The sequence below is a fragment of the Streptomyces sp. NPDC057280 genome, assembly GCF_042668605.1.
Taxonomy (GTDB): Bacteria; Actinomycetota; Actinomycetes; order Streptomycetales; family Streptomycetaceae; genus Streptomyces.
This window is the reverse complement of record NZ_JBHUYR010000002.1, coordinates 1,599,159-1,618,504: the sequence shown is the minus strand read 5'-3', so window position 1 is coordinate 1,618,504 and position 19,346 is coordinate 1,599,159. Positions and strand designations below refer to the sequence as shown.

Below are 19,346 nucleotides of genomic sequence, written 5' to 3'. Positions count from 1 at the left end.
GTCAGGAGGCCGACGCGGACGGGGAGGCGGAGGCCGCCGAGGCGTCGTACGGGCCGATCCACTTCTCGTACAGCTTCTTGTACGTGCCGTCGGCCTTGGCGTCGGCGAGGGCCTTGTTGATGGCGGCGAGGAGCTTGGTGTTGCCCTTCTTCACCGTGAAGCCGTACTGCTCGCCGGTGTTGAGCTGCTCGGCGACCTTGAAGGCGTCCGAGTTGGCCTTGTCCTTCAGCCAGCCCTGGACGACCGGGTAGTCGATGATGACGGCCTTGACCTGGCCGGAGCGCAGGCCGTTGAGGACGGCGTCGGAGGACTCGAAGGAGACCGGGTCGAAGCCCTGGCTCTTGGCGTAGTCCTCGCCGGTGGTCTGTGCCTGGGCGCCCAGCTCGACCTTCTTGGCCTTGGCGTCGGCGAGGGAGGTGATCCCGCTGTCCTTGTCGACGAGCAGGGCCTGGGTGGCGTCGAAGTACGGGTCCGAGAAGTCGACGTTCTTCTTGCGCTCCTCGGTGATGGTCATGCCGGCCGCGGCGACGTCGCACTCGCCGGAGTTGAGGAAGGCGCCCGTCTTGAAGTTCTCGAAGGGGGTGTCGAGGATCTGCTGCTTCACACCGAGGTCGTCGGCGACCAGGTCGATCAGCGAGACGTCGAAGCCCTGCACCTTGCCGTCGATCTCCGACTGGAAGGGCGGGTAGGGCAGGTGGGTGCAGGTGGTGAGCTGCCCCGCCTTGACGAGCTCGACGCCGCCGGCGGCGGTCTTGGTGCCGCTGCCTCCGTCGTCGTCCGAGGAGCAGCCGGCCACGAGCACAAGCCCGGCCGTCGCGGTGGTGGCGGCCAGGATGCGGGTCCGGCGCCCGAGGATCGTCTTCACGGGGGAGCCTCCTGTGGGGGGAATGTGGCTTCCGATTATAAGGAAAGGTTTGGGTCTCTCAAATTAAAGCGATGGTTCGGAGGCCGTTCAGCCTAAGAAGCACCGGTCGGCGTTGGTTGTCGCGGGGCGGTTACCCTCGATCACCTGATCACCTCTACCCCCCCGTGAGCGAAAGAGCACCGCCGTGACGCATCCGTTCCTTGACCTCGCCCCCCTGAGCGCCGCGCACTTCGCGTCGATCGAGGACCGTGTGGCGCGGCTGCTGAGCACCGAACAGGACGTCGTGATCATGCAGGGCGAGGCGCTGCTGCCGCTGGAGGGCGCGATCCGCGCGACCGCGGGGCCGGGGACGACCGCGCTGAACGTCATCACCGGCCCCTACGGGCAGACCTTCGGGGACTGGCTGCGCGACTGCGGGGCGACGGTCGTCGACCTGGCGGTGCCCTTCCACACCGCCGTCACGGCCGAGCAGATCCGGGAGGCCTTCGCCGAGCACCCGTCGATCGACTTCGTGTCGCTGGTGCACGCGGAGGCCGCGACCGGCAACACCAACCCGGTCGCGGAGATCGGAGAGGTCGTACGGGAGCACGGCGCGCTGTTCTACCTGGACGCGGTCGCCTCGATCGGCGCGGAGCCGGTGCTGCCGGACGCGTGGGGCGTCGACCTGTGCGTGATCGGGGCGCAGAAGGCGATGGGCGGGCCGGCCGGGGTGTCGGCGGTGTCGGTGAGCGAGCGGGCGTGGGCGCGGATGGCGGCGAACCCGCGGGCGCCGCGGCGGTCGTATCTGTCGCTGCTGGACTGGAAGGAGCGGTGGGTCGACGGCGGCCGCAAGGCGCTCCTGCACGCGCCCGCGCAGCTGGAGATGCTCGCCCTGGAGGCGTGTGTCGAGCGGATCGAGGAGGTCGGGCTGGACGCGGTGATGGCCCGGCACGCGGCCGCCGCCGCGGCGACCCGGGCGGGGGCGGTGGCGCTGGGCGGTGGGCTCGAGCCGTACGTGTACGAGGCCCGGGATGCCGCGCCGGTCGCCACGACGCTGCGGACGCCTGCCGGGGTGGTGGCCTCGGAGCTGGTGGCCCGCGCGCTGGCCGCGGACCCGGCGTTGCCGCTGGCCGCGGGCGGGGGTGCGCTGGCCAAGGAGATGATCCGGGTGAACCACTACGGGGCGGACGCCACGCCGGGGGCGGTGCGGGCGAGCCTGGCAGCACTCGGCGCCGCGCTGGCGGAGCGGGGGTTGGGCGTGGATGTGGAGGGGGCGTTGCGGGCGGTGGAGAGTGGGTGGCAGTAGAGGGCGAGGGCTGGCGAGCCCCTCCTTCCGACGGGCCAGGGCAGGCGAGCCCCTCCTCGGACGCCGGGACGGCTGAGGTGTCAGACCCCCGTGCCATGCTGCCCGCATGACCACCGACACACCCCACACCCTTCCCGACGGTCGTCCCGTCCCCCTCATGACCGGGCCCGAACTGCCCATGCTGGAAAGCTGGCTGGAGTTTCACCGGGCCACGCTCGCGTTGAAGTGCGCGGGGCTGGACGACGCGCAGGCGCGCAGCGCCTCCGTCGCGCCCTCCTCGCTCACGCTCCTCGGGCTGGTGCAGCATCTCGCCGAGGTGGAGCGGAACTGGTTCCAGCGGGTGATCGGGGGGCTCGACCTGCCGCCCGTGTTCGACGGCGACCCGAGCGGGTACGGCCTCGATCCCGCCCGCACCCTCGACGACGCGCTCGCGATCTGGCGGCGGGAGGTCGAGCGCGGGCGGGAGCTGTACGCCGGGTGGTCGGTCGAGGACACCGGGCGGATGGTGGACGCGCCCTTCGCCGGCACCGAGGTCAGTCTGCGGTGGGTGTTCGTCCACATGATCGAGGAGTACGCCCGGCACAACGGGCACGCGGACCTTTTGCGGGAACGTATCGACGGGGAAACCGGCGCCTAATTCCTCACTAATTCAGGAATTCTTTTCAGGGCAGCTTCCCGTATTCTTCTGCCCGCTCTCCCCCGACCTAAACGCAAAGATTTCGCGAACGCCAAGAGGGGTAATTCGGGCAGATCTCGTGGGGGTTACATGGCTGTGACGCGTTACACAGAGCGACCGTTTTGCGCATTTCATACGGGTCATATCGGGACATACAGCGTCACGCTCGCGCAAGCGTACGCACCCGCGCGATAACACATCAGGGCGCGCCATGTAACCCCTCCCGGCCATGCATTTTTTAATTTCCCTCGGTAAATTCAATTCGCATGACTGCCTCACCAGCAGACCTGCAAGCCCACCCGCAAACCGAACTGCAAATCGACCGCCCGTCCGTGACGGACGGTGCCGCATTGTGGCGGATAGCGAGGGACTCGAAGGCCCTCGACCTGAACTCGTCGTACAGCTATCTGCTGTGGTGCCGTGACTTCGCCGCCACCTCGGCCGTCGCACGGGACGGGCGCGGGGAGCCGGTCGGGTTCATCACCGGCTATGTGCGGCCCGACCGTCCGCGCACCCTGCTCATCTGGCAGGTGGCCGTGGACGCGTCGCACCGCGGGCGCGGCCTCGCGGGCACGCTGCTCGACGGGCTGGTCGCGCGGACCGCCGCCGAGCACCGGATCACCTCCCTCGAGACCACCATCACGCCGGGCAACACCGCCTCCGAGCGGCTCTTCGCCGCGTTCGCCGAGCGGCACGGCGCGACGGTGGAACGCGAGGTCCTCTTCGACACCCGGCTGTTCCCCGACGGCCCGCACGACCCCGAAGTCCTCTACCGCATCGGGCCCCTCACCCCCTGACCGCACCGTTGCCGACCCCCGCACTCCCCCCACGCCTATCGAGGAGCGATTCTTCGTGACCATCACCCAGCCCGACCTCAGCGTCTTCGAGACCCTCGAGTCCGAGGTGCGCAGCTACTGCCGCGGCTGGCCCACCGTCTTCGACCGCGCGCACGGCAGCCGTATGTACGACGAGGACGGCCACGAGTACCTGGACTTCTTCGCCGGCGCCGGTTCGCTGAACTACGGCCACAACAACCCCGTCCTGAAACGGGCGTTGATCGACTACCTGGAGCGCGACGGCGTCACGCACGGGCTCGACATGTCGACCAGTGCGAAGCGGGCCTTCCTGCAGACCTTCCAGGACCTGGTGCTGCGGCCGCGCGATCTGCCGTACAAGGTCATGTTCCCGGGGCCGACGGGCACCAACGCCGTGGAGGCCGCGCTCAAGCTGGCGCGGAAGGTGAAGGGGCGCGAGGCGATCGTGTCGTTCACCAACGCCTTCCACGGCATGTCGCTGGGGTCCCTCGCCGTGACCGGCAACGCCTTCAAGCGGGCCGGGGCGGGGATACCGCTGGTGCACGGCACGCCCATGCCGTTCGACAACTACTTCGACGGGACCGTGCCCGACTTCCTGTGGTTCGAGCGGCTCCTGGAGGACCAGGGCTCCGGGCTCAACAAGCCCGCCGCGGTGATCGTGGAGACCGTGCAGGGCGAGGGCGGCATCAACGTCGCCCGGCCCGCATGGCTGCGCGCCCTCAAGGAGCTGTGCGAGCGGCAGGACATGCTGCTCATCGTCGACGACATCCAGATGGGCTGCGGGCGCACCGGCGCGTTCTTCTCCTTCGAGGAGGCCGGCATCACGCCCGACATCGTCACCCTCTCCAAGTCCATCAGCGGCTACGGACTGCCGATGTCGCTGTGCCTGTTCAAGCCCGAGCTGGACATCTGGGAGCCCGGCGAGCACAACGGCACGTTCCGCGGCAACAACCCCGCGTTCGTCACCGCGACCGCCGCCCTGGAGATGTACTGGGCCGACGGATCGGCGATGGAGAAGCAGACCCGGGCGCGCGGCGAGCAGGTCGAGCAGGGGCTCATCTCCATCACCGAGGAGAACCTCGCCGATGTGCGGGAGTACCGGGGCCGCGGTCTGGTGTGGGGCCTGGAGTTCCATGACAAGGCGCGGGCCGGACGGGTCGCCGCGCGCGCCTTCGAACTCGGGCTGCTCATCGAGACGTCGGGGCCGGAGAGCGAGGTCGTGAAGCTGCTCCCGGCACTCACCATCACCCCGGACGAGCTGGACGAGGGACTCAGCATCCTCGCCCGCGCCGTCCGCGAGACCGTCTGAGACGCCTCGACCCGAAACCGTCCGAGAAAAGGAGCTGTTCAGCACGTGATCGTCCGATCGTTCAAGGACATCGAAGGCACCGACCGCCATGTGAAGTCGGCGTCCGGCACCTGGGAGAGCAAACGGATCGTGCTCGCCAAGGAGAGGGTCGGGTTCTCCCTCCACGAGACGATCCTGTACGCGGGTACGGAGACGTCGATGTGGTACGCGAACCACATCGAGGCCGTCGTCTGCGTCGAGGGCGAGGCCGAGCTGACCGACGACGAGACCGGGCGGACGTACACGATCACGCCCGGGACCATGTACCTCCTCGACGGTCACGAGCGGCACACGATGCGGATCAAGGAGGACTTCCGCTGCATCTGTGTGTTCAACCCGCCCGTGACCGGCCGGGAGGACCACGACGAGAACGGGGTGTACCCGTTGCTGACCGAGGAGGGCTGAGCCTGATGACCACCATCACCGACCTGTACCCGAGCCGAGGCGCCGCCGAGGTCACCGTCCCGCGCCAGGACCCGGTCGTCTGGGGCGCCCCGGACACCCCCGGCCCGATCTCCGTCCCCGACCTCCAGTCGTACGAGCGGGACGGCTTCCTCGCCATCGAGGAGCTGATCTCCGAGGACGAAGTGGCCGTCTACCGGCAGGAGTTGGAGCGGCTGGTCAACGACCCGGCGATCCGGGAGGACGAGCGCTCGATCGTCGAGCCGAAGTCCAAGGAGATCCGCTCCGTCTTCGAGGTGCACCGGATCAGCGAGGTGTTCGCGAAGCTGGTGCGCGACGAGCGGGTCGTCGGCCGGGCCCGGCAGATCCTCGGTTCGGACGTCTACGTCCACCAGTCGCGGATCAACGTCAAGCCGGGCTTCGGGGCCAGCGGCTTCTACTGGCACTCGGACTTCGAGACCTGGCACGCCGAGGACGGGCTGCCGAACATGCGGACGGTGTCCGTCTCGATCGCGCTGACCGAGAACTACGACACCAACGGCGGGCTCATGATCATGCCTGGTTCGCACCGGACCTTCCTCGGGTGCGCGGGGGCCACGCCGACGGACAACTACAAGAAGTCGCTGCAGATGCAGGACGCGGGCACGCCGTCGGACGAGGCGCTGACCAAGATGGCGAGCGAGTACGGCATCAAGCTGTTCACCGGCAAGGCCGGTTCGGCGACCTGGTTCGACTGCAACTGCATGCACGGCTCCGGCGACAACATCACGCCGTTCCCGCGCAGCAACGTCTTCATCGTGTTCAACAGCGTGGAGAACGCGGCCGTGGAGCCGTTCGCGGCACCGGTGCGGCGGCCGGAGTTCATCGGGGCGAGGGACTTCACGCCGGTGCGCTGATCTCTCCCCCCTCGCAGGCACCGTCACGCCGACGACGCGGCCCCCGCCGCGTCGTCGGCGTTTCAGGACGCCAGGGCGTCCAGCAGCCGGTCGACGTCGTCGGTCGTGTTGTACAGGTGGAACGCCGTCCGCAGGTTGCCCGCCCGGTCGGAGAGTTCGATGCCGGCCGCGCTCAACTCCCCCTGGCGGTGGCCGAGTCCGGGCACGGAGACGATCGGTGAGCCGGGGGACGGGACGGTGGTGTGGCCCAGCGTGGCCAGACCGGTGCGGAAGCGGTCGGCGAGCGCGAGGTCGTGGGCGCGGACGGTGTCCACGCCCAGTTCCGCCAGGAGTTCCAGGGAGCGCCGGGCGCCCGCGTAGGAGAACAGGGCCGGGCTCTCGTCGAACCGCCGTGCGGAGCGGGCGAGTTCGTCGATCGGGCCGTAACACGCGTCCCAGGGCCGCTCCCCCGCCACCCAGCCGGCGAACAGCGGGGTGAGTCCGCCGAGGTCCTCCGGGACGACGAGGAAGGCCACCCCCCGCGGGCACAGGAGCCACTTGAAGCCGACGGAGACCGAGTAGTCGTGGGCGTCCGCGTCGAAGTCCAGCCAGCCGGTGGCCTGGGAGGCGTCGACGTAGGTGCGGGCGCCGTGCCGCCGTGCGGCCTCGCGGATCGCGGCCAGGTCGGCGATCCGGCCGTCGGCGGACTGCGCGGCGCTGACCGCGACAAGGGCGGTGCCGGGGCGGACGGACTCGGCGAGCCGTTCCAGGGGGACGCTGCGGACCTTGAGGTCGGGGCGGAGGTGGAAGGGGTTCACGAGCGAGCTGAAGTCGCCCTCGGCGGTGAGGACTTCGGCGCCCTCGGGGAGGGAGGCGGCGATCAGGCCGCTGTAGACGGCGACCGAGGCGCCGGCCGCGACGCGGGTGCGGGGCACGCCGACGAGGCGCGCGAACGCGGTGCGGCTCGCCTCGACGTCCCCGAACATGTCGGTGGGGTCGCCGGCGGCGGCCGACTCCACGGCGACGCGCATCGCGGTCACGGTGCGGGCCGGGAGCAGGCCGGTGCTCGCGGTGTTGAGGTAGGTGTTCTTCGGGGCGAACTCGGCACGGACGAGGCTCTCGAAGGTCTCCATGCATCCACTGTGGGACTCCGGGAACTCCCCGTCCATTGCCGATTTCTACGTGGTTTCGCCAAGCGACGCTTATAGATGGGCCCCGACCTGCGGTTCTCTACGGCTGCGGGACCGCGCAGCCGTCGGGGCCGCAGGCGTCGGCGTGGCCCTGGTCGCCCTGGTCGAGGAGCCGGAGCGGGGAGCGCTCGCCCCAGGCCTGGGTCAGTGCCTGGGCGAAGACCTCGGCGGGCTGCGCGCCGGAGACGCCGTACTTGCGGTCGAGCACGAAGAAGGGCACGCCGTTCGCGCCGAGCTCGGCGGCCTCGCGCTCGTCGGCGCGGACGTCGTCGGCGTAGGCGGTGGGGTCGGCGAGGACCTTGCGGACGTCGGCCTCGTCGAGACCGGCGCCGACGGCCAGCTCCACGAGCCGCTCGTCGCCCTCGGTGAAGACGGAGCGCTCCTCGGCGAAGTTGGCCCGGTAGAAGGCCTGGATGAGCTCGTTCTGCTTGCCGTGCTCCTTGGCGAGGTGGAGCAGGCGGTGCATGTCGAAGGTGTTGCCGTGGTCGCGGTCGCGGGTGCGGTAGTCCAGGCCCTCGGCGGCGGCCTGGGCGCCGAGGTTCTCCTCGCCGGCCTGGGCCTGGGCCTCGCTCATGCCGTACTTCTTGGTGAGCATCTTGATCACGGGCTGGACGTCGCCCTTGGCGCGGCCGGGGTCCAGCTCGAAGGAGCGGTGCACCACCTCGACGCCGTCACGGTGCGGGAAGGCCGCCAGCGCCTTCTCGAAGCGGGCCTTGCCCACATAGCACCAGGGGCAGGCGATGTCGCTCCAGATCTCGACGCGCATGTTCTCGGCTCTCCAGGTCAGGGGTCGGGGTGCGGAGACTTCCTCCGGTTAGTGGGTGAACATTCAAGCAGCTGGGTTCATTCCCGGGGCCGCCGCTGCGGGGCGGTGGGGTTCCCGCGGGGGCTGGGCGTGGGCTCCCAGGCGGCTGAACTGTGTGCGGTACGCCGTCGGGGTCAGGCCTGTGCGCCGGACCAGGTGGGTGCGGAGGGAGTCCGCGGTGCCCAGGCCGCTGGCGGTGGCCACCTGGTCCATGGGGAGGGTCGTGGTCTCCAGGAGTTCCTTCGCGCGCTCGACGCGCTGGTGGAGGAGCCACTGCAGGGGGCTCACCCCGCTCTCGGCGTGGAAGCGGCGGGTGAGGGTGCGCACGGAGACGCCCGCGTGGCGGGCCAGGTCCGTCAGGGTGAGGGGCTTGTCGAGGTTGCGCATGGCCCAGCCCCGGGTGTCCGCGCAGGCCGTGCCGCGCTCCGGCGGGAGGGGGGTCTGGGTGAACTGGGTCTGGCCGCCGGGGCGGACCGGGGCCACCAGGGCAAGGCGGGCCACCTCGTTGGCCACGGCCGCGCCGTAGTCGGTGCGGATCATGTGCAGGCACATGTCGATGCCGGCCGCGTAGCCGGAGGAGGTGAGGATCTGCCCGTCCTCGACGTAGAGGACGTCACCCTTGAGGTCCAGCGCCGGGTAGCGGTCCCGCATCTCGTCCGCCAGCTGCCAGTACGTCGTCGCGCTGCGGCCCTCCAGCAGGCCCGCCTCGGCCAGCACGAAGGCGCCGCTGCAGATGGAGGTGACCCGCTTGCCGGCGGCGGCCGCGGCGCGGACGGCGGCGACCGTGCGGCCGTCCGGGGCGTACTGCTCCCCGGTACCGGCGACCAGCACGGTGTCGGCGGTCTCCACGGCGTCGAGGGCGTGAGGGACGTGCAGGTCGAGGCCGCCGGTGGTGGTGACGGGGCCGGGGTCCGGGGTGCAGACGGTGACCTCGTAGCCGGGCGCGCCGTCGATCTCCACCTTCGCGAACAGCAACTCCGGGATGGCGAGGTTGAACATCGACACCGGCGACGGCGCGATCACGACGATCCGGTGCGGCATGGCCAGAACCTCCGGGTGCATGGCATTCAGGCCACTACTGTACGACGGCGAAGATCCGCAAGCTGAGGTCATGCCGAGTCAACAGTCGAGCAATCATCCGGCCAAGGAACATCAACTCCCCGCGCGGCCGGGGGACCCGTCCCCCATGAAGCCCGCGCCTGTCCTCGTCGCGGCCCTCCTCGGCTTCGCGCTGATCACCTTGGACGCGTCCGTGGTGAACGTGGCCCTCCCCGCCGTCGGCTCCTCGCTGGGCGGCGGGATGACCGGGTTGCAGTGGGTGGTGGACGCCTACACCCTTGCCTTCGCCGCCCTGATGCTCTCCACGGGCGCCTTCGCGGACCGCGTGGGGGCGAGCCGGGCGTACGCGCTCGGTATCGGCCTCTTCACCCTCGCCTCGGCGGCCTGCGGGCTGGCTCCGAACCTGCCGGCGCTGATCGGGGCGCGGGTGGTGCAGGGCGTCGCGGCCGCCGTCGTACTGCCCGCGTCGCTGGCTCTCGTACGGCAGGCGTACGGCGACCCTGCGCGACGGGCGCGGGCCGTGGCCGTGTGGGCCGCGGGCGGGTCGGTCGCGGTGGCCCTCGGTCCGGTGGCGGGCGGTGCGCTGACGACGGCCTGGGACTGGCGGGGCATCTTCTTCGTCAATCTCCCGCTGGGGGCGGTCGCGTTGGCGTTGCTGGTGCGGGCGCCGCGTTCACGGCCCCGGCCCGCGCCGCTCGATCTGCCGGGTCAGGTGGCGGCGGTGGTGACGCTGACCGCGCTGACGTTCGCGGTGATCGAGGGCGGGGCGACAGGGCTGGTGGCGCTGGCGGTTGCCGCGGTGGCCGGTCTGTTCTTCGTGGTGATCGAGCGGCGGCAGCCCCATCCCGTCGTCCCGCTCGGGCTCTTTCGCAGCCGGAACATCTCCGTGGCGGTGGCTGCGGGAGCGGCGTGCAGTGTGGCCTTCTACGGCATGGTGTTCGTCTTCTCACTCTTCTTCCAGCAGGTCCAAGGGCGCTCGGCGCTCTACGCCGGGCTGCTGTTCCTGCCGATGAGCGCGCTGATCGGGGCGACGAACGTGGTCTCCGGCAAGCTCGCGGGCCGGTACGGGCCACGGCTGCCGATGCTGATCGGGCAGGGCGTGGCGCTGGCCGGGCTGCTGCTTCTGCTGTCCGTCGCAGAGGGCACCCCTCCGGCGCTGGTGGCCCTGCTCCTCGTACCGATGGCCCTCGGCTGCGCCCTGACGGTGCCGCCGCTGACCGCCGTGATGATGGAGGCGGTGCCGGCCGAGCGGGCCGGTCTCGCGGCCGGGGTCCTCAACTCGGCGCGGCAGGTGGGCGGCGGGCTGGGGATCGCCGTGTTCGGGGCACTGGTGTCGGGCGGGTTCGTCGCGGGGATGCGGGTGAGCCTGGGGATCGGGGCGGCCCTGTTCGCGGTGACCTGGCTGTTCAGCTTCCGTCTCGCAGGTCCTGCATCCAGTTCGGGCGGAACTCCAGGTGGTCGTACGTGACCACGCACCCCTCCCCCATCGGCGACTGGGTCATGAAGCCGACGAGGGCGGCGCCGGTCTCCTTCTCCTCGCCGAGGGTGAAGAGGCGGACGAAGGTCCACCGCTTGCCGTCCCGGGAGGCGTGGAAGGCGAACGCCCGACCGGTCCGGCTCACTCTCAGCCAGACCGAACTGCCCTCCACGGTGAAGGAGTTGGCGTCGTCGGAGTGCCCCCGGGTGACCACCGTGCAGACGGTGGGCACGTCCGGGGAGTACTCCAGGCAGAGCTTGGCCCAGGCCCGGTCACCCACGTGGACGTAGAGGACGCCGGCGTCGAAGGACGCGCCGAAGCCGACGGTGACCCGGGCGATGAGCTGGAAGTCCCCTTCCGGCGCGCCGAGCAGACGCGGGGCGTCGGAGGCGGGGTCGAGGGCCTCCCCGGTGGGCGGGACGAAGCGGTCCTGCCGCGCGCCCGCCCAACCGGTGAGGACTCCGTCCTCGTACGACCAGTGGCCGTCAGGGCCGTAAGTCCGCAGGGAGAAAGGGAGTTCAGGAAGTTCCACGTCCATGCTCAGAGTTTCCCAGCTTCCGAATCTCCGTGCGGCCCCGGGGGGTCAGAGCCTGTGTCACATCCCCGGCCGGGCGCGCGGCGTCTGGCACGCACGCTCGCCGCGTTGCCGGAGCGCCCACGTGACTCCGCCACGCGGGCGCTCCGGCGCCTTGCGATCGCACGCACCAGACGCCGCGCGCTGATCCGACCGGAGATGTGGCACAGGCTCTCAGCGTTCGAGGACGTTGTTGAAACGGCGGGGCAGGCCCAGCGGGTTGTCGTCCCGCAGCTCCGGCGGAAGCAGAGCCTCCGGCGCGCCCTGGTACGCGACCGGTCGCATCCACCGCTCAATGGCCGTACCGCCCACGGACGTCGACGTGGACGTCGTCGCCGGGTAGGGGCCGCCGTGGTGCTGGGCCGGTGCCACGGCCACGCCCGTCGGCCAGCCGTTCACCAGCACGCGGCCGGCCAGCGGCGTCAGCTCCGCCAGGATCTCCGCGCCGCGCCCCTCGCCGGCGGCCTCCTCGGCCGACAGGTGAACCGTCGCCGTGAGGTTGCCCGGCAGCCGGGACAGCACGGCACGGGCCAGGTCGTCGTCCTCGTAGCGGACGACGACCGTCACCGGACCGAAGCACTCCTCCAGGAGCAGGTCGTAGGCGCCCTCCTCGGTGAGCTTGTCGGCGGCGACCGTGAGGAAGCCCGCGCTGACGGTGTGCTCGCCGCCCGCGCCCGGCGTCACCGGCGACTCGACCTCGGGCAGCTCGACGCGCTCGGCGACGCCCGCGATGAAGTTGTCCCGCATGCGGTGGTCGAGCAGGACCCCGGAGTCGGTGTCGCTGACGGCGTCCGTGAGGGACTTGACCAGGCCGTCGCCCGCGGCGCCGGACGGCACCAGCACGAGGCCCGGCTTCACGCAGAACTGGCCGACGCCCAGCGTCATCGAGCCGGCGAGGCCGGTGCCGATGGCCTCCGCGCGCTCGGCGGCGGCGGCCTCGGTGATGACGACGGGGTTCAGGGAGCCCAGCTCGCCGTGGAACGGGATGGGGACCGGACGGGCCGCCGCCGCGTCGAACAGCGCGCGGCCACCGCGGATGGAGCCGGTGAACCCGGCCGCCGCGACCAGCGGGTGCTTGACCAGCTCGACGCCCGCCTCGAAGCCGTGGACGAGACCGACGACACCGGCCGGGATGCCGTGCTCGGCGGCCGCCGAGCGCAGCACCGCAGCGACCAGCTCGGACAGGCCGGGGTGGTCCGGGTGGGCCTTGACGACGACCGGGCAGCCGGCGCCGAGCGCGCTCGCGGTGTCGCCACCGGCGACCGAGAAGGCGAAGGGGAAGTTGGAGGCCGAGTACACGGCGACGACACCGAGCGGCACCTTGTAGCGGCGCAGGTCCGGGATCGGCGGGGTCGCGGTGTCGTCGGGGTGGTTGATCACGACGTCGAGGAAGGCGCCCTCGTCGACGATGCCCGCGAAGGCCCGCAGCTGGTAGCAGGTGCGGGCGAGTTCGCCGGTGAGACGGACCGGGCCGAGCGCGGTCTCGGCGTCCGCGGCCTCGACGAGCTGGTCCTTGGCGGCCTCCAGCTTGTCGGCGGCGGTGCGCAGGAAGGCGGCGCGGACCGTGCGGTCGGCGAGGGAGGCACGGGCGTCGTGCGCGGCGCGGACGGTGGCGTCCACCTCCTGGGCTGTGGCCTCCACCGCAACCTGTTCACGCTGCTTCCCGGTTCGGGGGTCGACACTCCAGACTGGTGCTGCTGCCACCGCGGGTCCCTCCACAGAGTTCCTTGGTCATCCACCAGGGTTGTTCGATATACTGAACGCTGTCTCTGATGGTGAATATGCTGTTGGAGACTATTTCCCGTCGAACGAAGGGGTCAAGGGCGATGTCGGCTGGCGAGACGGGGGGCGGGGCGCAGGTCAAGTCCGCCGTACGGACGGTTGAACTGCTCGAGTACTTCGCCGGACGCCCCGGCATGCACTCCCTCGCGGCGGTCCAGGAGGCCGTCGGATATCCGAAGTCCAGCCTCTACATGCTGCTGCGCACCCTGGTCGAGCTGGGCTGGGTGGAGACCGACGCGACGGGCACGCGGTACGGCATCGGCGTACGCGCCCTGCTGGTCGGCACCTCCTACATCGACGGCGACGAGGTCGTCGCGGCGGCGCGACCCACGCTGGACCGGCTGTCGGACGACACGACCGAGACCATCCACCTCGCGCGGCTCGACGGCACCAACGTCGTCTACCTCGCCACCCGCCAGTCCCAGCACTACCTGCGCCCGTTCACCCGGGTCGGCCGCCGCCTCCCCGCGCACTCCACCTCTCTCGGCAAGGCGCTGCTGAGCACGTACTCGGACGAACAGGTCCGCAAGATGCTCCCGGAGACCCTCCCGGCGCTCACCGAGAACACCATCACCGACCGGGAGAAGCTCATCGAGGAGCTGCACCAGGTCCGTGAGCAGGGCTTCGCCGTGGACCGCGAGGAGAACACGCTGGGCCTGCGCTGCTTCGGCGTGGCCATCCCCTACCGCACCCCGGCCCGCGACGCGATCAGCTGCTCGGTGCCGGTGGCCCGGCTGACGCCGGCCCATGAGCAGACGGTGAAGGACGCGCTGTTCGACGCCCGGGACCGGCTGACGCTGGCCACTCGTCGGCTCTGAGCCGCCCCTAAGCTGTGGGGCATGCAGATCGCGCTCCGAGAGGTCCACGACAGTGATCTGCCGGTCTTCTTCCGGCAGATGAACGATCCCGAGTCCCTGCACATGGCCGCCTTCGTCCCGAGGGACCCGGCCGACCGCGCGGCGTTCGACGCCCACTGGAAACGGGTCCTCGCCTCCGACGCCGTCAACCGCACCATCCTCGTCGACGGCGACGTGGTGGGCAGCGCGGCGGTCTACGGGGAGCCCGGTGAGCGTGAGGTCACCTACTGGGTCGACCGCGCGTACTGGGGACGCGGGATCGCCACGGCCGCCCTCGGGGCGCTGCTCGCCGAGATCACCGAACGCCCGCTGTACGCCTGCGCGGCGGCGGACAACGCCGGGTCGCGGCGGGTGCTGGAGAAGTGCGGGTTCCGGCTCTCGGCGCACGACCGGGGCTTTGCCCACGCCCGCGGCGAGGAGATCGACGAGGTCGTGCTGAGGCTGGACGCCTGACGCCTGACGCCTGACGCCTGACGCCGGAGGGCACCGCAGATGAACGTCCGATGAGAAACCCGGACGCAAGGGAACGATTCGCTCCGGCCCGCTCGTCTACCAGTGCGGGATGAACAAGACGATCAGGCGCGCGTCGGTCTTCGCGCTGCTGCTGGTGTTCGCTCTGCTGCTGCGGGCGACCTGGGTGCAGTTCTACGAGGGCCAGGCGCTGGCGGACGACAGCGACAACCGGCGGAACGCGATCGAGACGTACTCGTCGCCGCTGGGGAACATCATCGTGGCCGGCAAGTCGATCACCGGTTCCGCGAGGACGACAGGGAGCGACCTCAGGTACAAGCGCACGTACAAGGACGGCGAGCTGTACGCGGCGGTGACCGGCTACGCCTCGCAGGCGTACGCGCCGACCCAGCTGGAGGGCATCTACGCCGACCTCCTCAACGGCTCGGACAGCCGGCTGAAGAGCGTCATGGACACGATCACCAACCAGCGCGCCGAGCCGGGCAACGTGGTCACCACGATCGACCCGGCCGTGCAGAAGGCCGCCTATGACGCGCTCGGCGACAAGAAGGGGGCGGCCGTCGCGATCGACCCGAAGACCGGCCAGATCCTCGCGGTCGTGTCCACGCCGTCGTACGACCCGTCCTCGCTGACCGATGCCAACACCGCCGGATCGGCGTGGAAGAAGCTGAACAAGGACCCCGACAAACCGCTCACCAACCGCGCGCTGCGGCAGCCGGTGGCGCCGGGTTCGACGTTCAAGCTGGTCGTCGCGGCGGCGGCGCTGGAGGACGGCCTGTACTCGTCGGTGGACCAGCACACCGACAGCCCCGACCCGTACACCCTGCCGGGCACGGTCACCAAGCTGGAGAACGAGAACAGGTCGGCGCCCTGCGAGAACGCCACGATCCGCACGGCGCTGCGCTACTCCTGCAACAACGTGTTCGCGAAGATGGCGCACGACCTCGGGCAGGACAAACTGCGGGCGATGGCGGAGAAGTTCGGCTTCAACGACAAGGAGCAGGACGTCCCCGTCCGCGCCTACACCAGCGTCTACCCCTCGGACATGAACGAGTCGTCCACGGCCCTCACCGGCATCGGCCAGTTCGACGTCACCGCGACGCCGCTCCAGATGGCCATGGTCTCCGCGGCCATCGCCAACGGCGGCAAGCTGGTCTCGCCGCACATGGTCTCGCAGATCACCAACAGCGGCGGCGACGTGCTCAAGGACTACGACGACGACACGTCCACCGAGCAGATCATCAGCTCCGACACCGCCGAGCAGCTCCAGTCGGCGATGCGGACGGTCGTCGAGGACGGCACGGGCACGAACGCGCAGATCGACGGCGTGACGGTGGGCGGCAAGACGGGCACGGCCCAGCACGGCGAGAACAACAGCGAGACGCCGTACGCCTGGTTCACCTCGTACGCGAAGAGCGGGGACAAGGAGGTGGCGGTGGCGGTGCTGGTGGAGCAGTCGAACGCGGCCCGCTCGGAGGTGAGCGGCAACGGGCTGGCCGCCCCCGTGGCCAAGGCCATGATGGAGGCGGCCCTCGGGAAGTGAGGCGTCCCGTCCGTTACTTGGCGCCGAGCAGCTGCTCGATCGGGTCGATGGCGAAGTACACCAGGAACAGCGCCGAAACCCCCCACAGCAGCCAGTGGATCTCCTTCGCCTTCCCGAGCACCACCTTGATCACCACGTACGCCAGGAACCCGGCGCCGATGCCGTTGGTGATCGAGTACGTGAACGGCATCACCGCGATCGTCAGGAACGCCGGGATCGCGATGTCGTACTTGTCCCAGTCGATGTTCTTGACCTGGGTCATCATCAGGAACCCGACGGCGACCAGCGCGGGCGCGGCGGCCTGGAGCGGCACGATGGTCAGCAGCGGGGTCAGGAACAGCGCGAGCCCGAACAGCCCGCCGGTGACCAGGTTCGAGAAGCCGGTGCGCGAGCCCTCTCCCACGCCCGCCGCCGACTCGATGTAGGAGGTCGCGGAGGACGAGGACGCCGCGCCGCCCGCGACCGCCGCCGCCCCGTCGATGAGCAGCACGCGGCCGAGGTTCGGGACCTTGCCCTCCTCGTCCAGCAGCCCCGCCTCGGCGCTGATGCCGACGACCGTGCCCATGGTGTCGAAGAAGTCGGACAGCACGAGGGTGAAGATCAGCAGAACGACGGTGACGATGCCGACCCCCGCCGCGTCGAACGCGCCGAACAGGCTGAAGTGGCCGATCAGTCCGAAGTCGGGGGTGTCGACCAGCTTGTCGGGCCACTCCGGCGTGGTCAGCCCCCAGCTCTTCACGTCCGCGGCCGAGTTGATGATCATCGCGAGGATCGTCATCGTCACGATGCTGATGAGGATCGCGCCCTTGACCTTGCGGGCGAGCAACCCGATGGTCAGCAGCACGCCGAGGCAGAAGACCAGGATCGGCCACCCGGTGAGCGAGCCGGTACCGCCCAGCTGCACCGGGACCGTGGTGTTCGCGGCGTCCGGGATGCGGCTGACGAACCCGGCGTCGACGAAGCCGATGAACGCGATGAAGAGGCCGATGCCGACGCTGATCGCCTGCTTGAGCGGCTGCGGGATCGCGTGCATCACCGCCTCACGCAGCCCGGTCACCACCAGCACACAGATGAGCAGGCCCTCCAGGACGACCAGGCCCATCGCGTCGTCCCAGCTCATCAGCGGGGCGATCTGGAAGGCGACGACCGCGTTCAGCCCGAGTCCGGCGGCGAGCGCGAGCGGCAGGTTGCCGCCGACGCCCATGATGATCGTCATCACCGCGGCCACCAGGGCGGTGGCGGTGGTGAGTTGGACGGCGTCGAGATGGTGGCCGAACTTGTCCTGCGCGCTGCCCAGGATGATGGGGTTCAGGACAAGGATGTAGGCCATCGTGAAGAACGTGGCGAAACCGCCGCGTATCTCCCGGCCGAAGGTGGACCCCCGCTCGGAGATCCTGAAGTACCGGTCGACGCCGTTCGCCGCCTGTGGTGGGGCGGTTGGCCGGTCGGCCGCCTTCTTGGTCTCGGACATGGCTGTGCTCCTTGTTGCCTGAATGAACGGTGCGCGGATGCCTGCTGGATTGTTCCCGCGTTGAACCCGTTTCAGGTTTTCCCCGTGTTACGGAATCGGGGCCGACCCGCCAGACCGTGTTCGAAGCCCCGCACGAACCAGGCTGTTGACCACTGCTACGCTTCCGGATCTCATCCGGGCACCTCCGGATGATCACACGTCCTTCACCCGGCAGGCACAGGGAGGTTCCGCCCGTGGGCACGGTCCTCGACGACGCGGCCTCCGCGGAGTTCCATGCCTTCTTCGAACGCCACTACGCCGAACTGTCGCGTCTCGCGCATCTGCTGACCGGGGAATCGGACGCCGCCGACGACCTGGCGGCGGACGCGCTGCTCGCGCTCTGGCACCGCTGGGACCGGGTGCGCGCCGCCGACCAGCCGGTGGCCTACGCCCGTGGCGTCGTCGCCAATCTGGCCCGCACCCGCATCCGCAGCACCGTACGGGAGCGGCGGCGGATCGCCCTGTTCTGGTCGCAGCGCGAGGAACAGACCGAGAACCCGGACATAGCGGGAATCGTGGACGTCCAGGACGCGTTGCGCCGGCTCCCGTTCCGCAAACGGGCCTGTGTGGTGCTCCGGCACGCGTTCGACCTGTCGGAGAAGGACACCGCTCTCGCCCTCGGTATTACCGTGGGTACGGTCAAGTCCCAGACGTCCAAGGGCATGGCCGAGCTCCAGCGGCTGCTCGGCTCCGCGGGCGTACCCCGGAAGGTGCACGTGGCGATGGCGCGCGGCGGCGAGAACGCAGGACGGAACCGATGAGGCGGCAGGACGTGCCTGACGAGGTGCGCGCCCGGCTGCACGAGGCCGCCGGGCAGCACGAGCCTGACCGGGCCCGCATCCTGGCACGGCTCGAGCGCGGCATGGCCGAACAGACGCGCCCCGACCACCGGGTGACCCGGCCGCCGGTGTTCGGCTGGGTGCGGGTGGTCTCCGCGACGGCCGCGGTGGCCTGTGTGCTCGGCCTCGGCGGCTACGCGGTCGCCTCGGCCGTGAAGGACGACGCCCCGGAGCAGACGGTCGCGACCACGGCGACGGCCGAACCGTCCCCGGACGCGATCAGCCGGGCACCGATCCATCCGTCGGCCCCGCAGCCGGGCGAGACGCCGAGGACCGAGAAGCCGCGCGCCACCCCCTCCGCGAAGGCGCCCTCCGCGACCGCCACCGCGACGCCGCCGGTCACCGCTCCCGGCGAGGTGGACGGCCCTCTGCGGTCGGACGGTTCGGTCGACCCGCACAGCAACGACTTCTGGGCGCAGAGCAACCTCACCCTGAAGACCTCCGAGGAGCTGACCGCGCTCACCGTGCGGTTGAAGATCGCGCAGACCGGCGGGGTGGCCTCGACGGGCGCCTGGCGCTCACTGCCGGAGGACGACTTCACCCTCACCATCGAGGACAAGGACGGCTTCCTCGTATACAACTGGACGCTCAAGGAGGGCCGCAGGGTCCCCGCGGGCGAGTGGGTGTTCGCGGGCCAGTACAACCACGAGCGCGGCGGCCGGAACGCGGCCGGCGACCGCTACACGGCGACCGGCGCGGCGGGCGGCGAACAGCTCGCGGTGCAGGGCGGCTTCACGGCGGACGACGGCGACTCGTAGGCCCCGTGCAGGGGGGTTCAGGAAAAAATCCGAACACGCGGCAACCTTTTCGCCATCCGCGGCGACCAGGAGACGCAAGGATCATCTGATTCGTGCAGAGAGAACAACCATCCGGTCGCTTTCAACGTCAAAAACAGTACACAGACCTGCTGACCTGAGCCCCCCTCGGTCAGCAGCCGCCGGCAGAGCCCCCCTCGGCCGGCGACGAGGACGCC

At 70.4% G+C, this 19,346-nt stretch carries 19 protein-coding genes; 12 read left to right on the top strand and 7 right to left on the bottom strand.

All coding sequences use genetic code 11. The annotated features are described in order from the left end of the window. Window position 1: 1 nt before the first annotated feature. Window positions 2–865, bottom strand: a complete 864-nt coding sequence (locus ACFUO4_RS17900; protein WP_383485422.1) for a transporter substrate-binding domain-containing protein — start codon at window positions 863–865, stop codon at window positions 2–4. 184 nt (window positions 866–1,049) lie between these two features. Here ACFUO4_RS17900 and ACFUO4_RS17895 point away from each other — a divergent pair, with 184 nt between their 5' ends. The 6 genes from ACFUO4_RS17895 (at window position 1,050) to thpD (ending at window position 6,287) form a co-directional block, all read left to right on the top strand. After that, the gene (locus tag ACFUO4_RS17895; protein ID WP_383485419.1) at window positions 1,050–2,150 is read left to right on the top strand and encodes a pyridoxal-phosphate-dependent aminotransferase family protein; all 1,101 of its coding nucleotides are present in this window, start codon (window positions 1,050–1,052) and stop codon (window positions 2,148–2,150) included. Window positions 2,151–2,256: 106 nt separating this feature from the next. After that, a complete protein-coding gene (locus ACFUO4_RS17890; RefSeq protein WP_383485416.1) occupies window positions 2,257–2,787 on the top strand; it encodes a DinB family protein in 531 nt (176 codons plus the stop codon). Window positions 2,788–3,092: 305 nt separating this feature from the next. After that, window positions 3,093–3,623 carry a diaminobutyrate acetyltransferase gene (gene ectA, locus ACFUO4_RS17885; protein ID WP_079308238.1) on the top strand — a complete coding sequence of 177 codons (531 nt, stop codon included), beginning with the start codon at window positions 3,093–3,095 and terminating at the stop codon, window positions 3,621–3,623. A gap of 55 nt (window positions 3,624–3,678) precedes the next feature. Continuing rightward, window positions 3,679–4,950 (top strand): diaminobutyrate--2-oxoglutarate transaminase, encoded by a 1,272-nt coding sequence (gene ectB, locus ACFUO4_RS17880; RefSeq protein WP_383485413.1) that lies wholly within the window; start codon window positions 3,679–3,681, stop codon window positions 4,948–4,950. 45 nt (window positions 4,951–4,995) lie between these two features. After that, window positions 4,996–5,394, top strand: a complete 399-nt coding sequence (locus ACFUO4_RS17875) for an ectoine synthase (RefSeq protein ID WP_383485410.1) — start codon at window positions 4,996–4,998, stop codon at window positions 5,392–5,394. Window positions 5,395–5,399: 5 nt separating this feature from the next. Beyond that, window positions 5,400–6,287, top strand: a complete 888-nt coding sequence (gene thpD / locus ACFUO4_RS17870; protein ID WP_383485407.1) for an ectoine hydroxylase — start codon at window positions 5,400–5,402, stop codon at window positions 6,285–6,287. Between the two features lie 62 nt (window positions 6,288–6,349). Here the strand turns inward: thpD and ACFUO4_RS17865 are convergent, their stop codons facing one another. The 3 genes from ACFUO4_RS17865 to ACFUO4_RS17855 all read right to left on the bottom strand — a co-directional run bounded on the left by ACFUO4_RS17865 (window position 6,350) and on the right by ACFUO4_RS17855 (window position 9,302). Beyond that, window positions 6,350–7,399 (bottom strand): aminotransferase class V-fold PLP-dependent enzyme, encoded by a 1,050-nt coding sequence (locus ACFUO4_RS17865; RefSeq protein ID WP_079308241.1) that lies wholly within the window; start codon window positions 7,397–7,399, stop codon window positions 6,350–6,352. Window positions 7,400–7,496: 97 nt separating this feature from the next. Further along, window positions 7,497–8,222 (bottom strand): DsbA family oxidoreductase, encoded by a 726-nt coding sequence (locus ACFUO4_RS17860; protein WP_383485403.1) that lies wholly within the window; start codon window positions 8,220–8,222, stop codon window positions 7,497–7,499. Window positions 8,223–8,285: 63 nt separating this feature from the next. Continuing rightward, a complete protein-coding gene (locus ACFUO4_RS17855; protein WP_383485771.1) occupies window positions 8,286–9,302 on the bottom strand; it encodes a GlxA family transcriptional regulator in 1,017 nt (338 codons plus the stop codon). Window positions 9,303–9,447: 145 nt separating this feature from the next. Here ACFUO4_RS17855 and ACFUO4_RS17850 point away from each other — a divergent pair, with 145 nt between their 5' ends. Next, on the top strand, window positions 9,448–10,788 hold the full coding sequence (locus ACFUO4_RS17850) for an MFS transporter (RefSeq protein ID WP_383485400.1): 1,341 nt from the start codon (window positions 9,448–9,450) through the stop codon (window positions 10,786–10,788). Here ACFUO4_RS17850 and ACFUO4_RS17845 read toward each other — a convergent pair. After that, complete coding sequence (locus ACFUO4_RS17845; RefSeq protein WP_383485397.1) at window positions 10,727–11,335, bottom strand: DUF1349 domain-containing protein; 609 nt, start codon at window positions 11,333–11,335, stop codon at window positions 10,727–10,729. The genes ACFUO4_RS17850 and ACFUO4_RS17845 overlap by 62 nt on opposite strands. 210 nt (window positions 11,336–11,545) lie before the next feature. Next, window positions 11,546–13,075, bottom strand: coding sequence for an aldehyde dehydrogenase (NADP(+)) (locus ACFUO4_RS17840; protein ID WP_383485394.1), 1,530 nt, complete (start codon window positions 13,073–13,075; stop codon window positions 11,546–11,548). 122 nt (window positions 13,076–13,197) lie between these two features. Between ACFUO4_RS17840 and ACFUO4_RS17835 the strand changes: the two genes are divergently transcribed. The 3 genes from ACFUO4_RS17835 (at window position 13,198) to ACFUO4_RS17825 (ending at window position 16,024) form a co-directional block, all read left to right on the top strand. Beyond that, window positions 13,198–13,971, top strand: coding sequence for an IclR family transcriptional regulator (locus ACFUO4_RS17835; RefSeq protein ID WP_079308243.1), 774 nt, complete (start codon window positions 13,198–13,200; stop codon window positions 13,969–13,971). A 21-nt stretch (window positions 13,972–13,992) separates the two neighbouring features. Beyond that, complete coding sequence (locus ACFUO4_RS17830; protein ID WP_383485390.1) at window positions 13,993–14,463, top strand: GNAT family N-acetyltransferase; 471 nt, start codon at window positions 13,993–13,995, stop codon at window positions 14,461–14,463. Between the two features lie 109 nt (window positions 14,464–14,572). Further along, on the top strand, window positions 14,573–16,024 hold the full coding sequence (locus tag ACFUO4_RS17825) for a peptidoglycan D,D-transpeptidase FtsI family protein (RefSeq protein ID WP_383485387.1): 1,452 nt from the start codon (window positions 14,573–14,575) through the stop codon (window positions 16,022–16,024). Between the two features lie 13 nt (window positions 16,025–16,037). Here ACFUO4_RS17825 and ACFUO4_RS17820 read toward each other — a convergent pair whose 3' ends face one another. Then, the gene (locus ACFUO4_RS17820; protein ID WP_079308246.1) at window positions 16,038–17,495 is read right to left on the bottom strand and encodes an NCS2 family permease; all 1,458 of its coding nucleotides are present in this window, start codon (window positions 17,493–17,495) and stop codon (window positions 16,038–16,040) included. A 233-nt stretch (window positions 17,496–17,728) separates the two neighbouring features. On the opposite strand from ACFUO4_RS17820, the gene ACFUO4_RS17815 reads away from it, so the two are divergent. Next, on the top strand, window positions 17,729–18,295 hold the full coding sequence (locus ACFUO4_RS17815) for a SigE family RNA polymerase sigma factor (RefSeq protein WP_079308247.1): 567 nt from the start codon (window positions 17,729–17,731) through the stop codon (window positions 18,293–18,295). Then, the gene (locus ACFUO4_RS17810; protein WP_383485383.1) at window positions 18,292–19,131 is read left to right on the top strand and encodes a hypothetical protein; all 840 of its coding nucleotides are present in this window, start codon (window positions 18,292–18,294) and stop codon (window positions 19,129–19,131) included. Before ACFUO4_RS17815 ends, ACFUO4_RS17810 begins: the two co-directional genes overlap by 4 nt. Window positions 19,132–19,346: the final 215 nt, after the last annotated feature.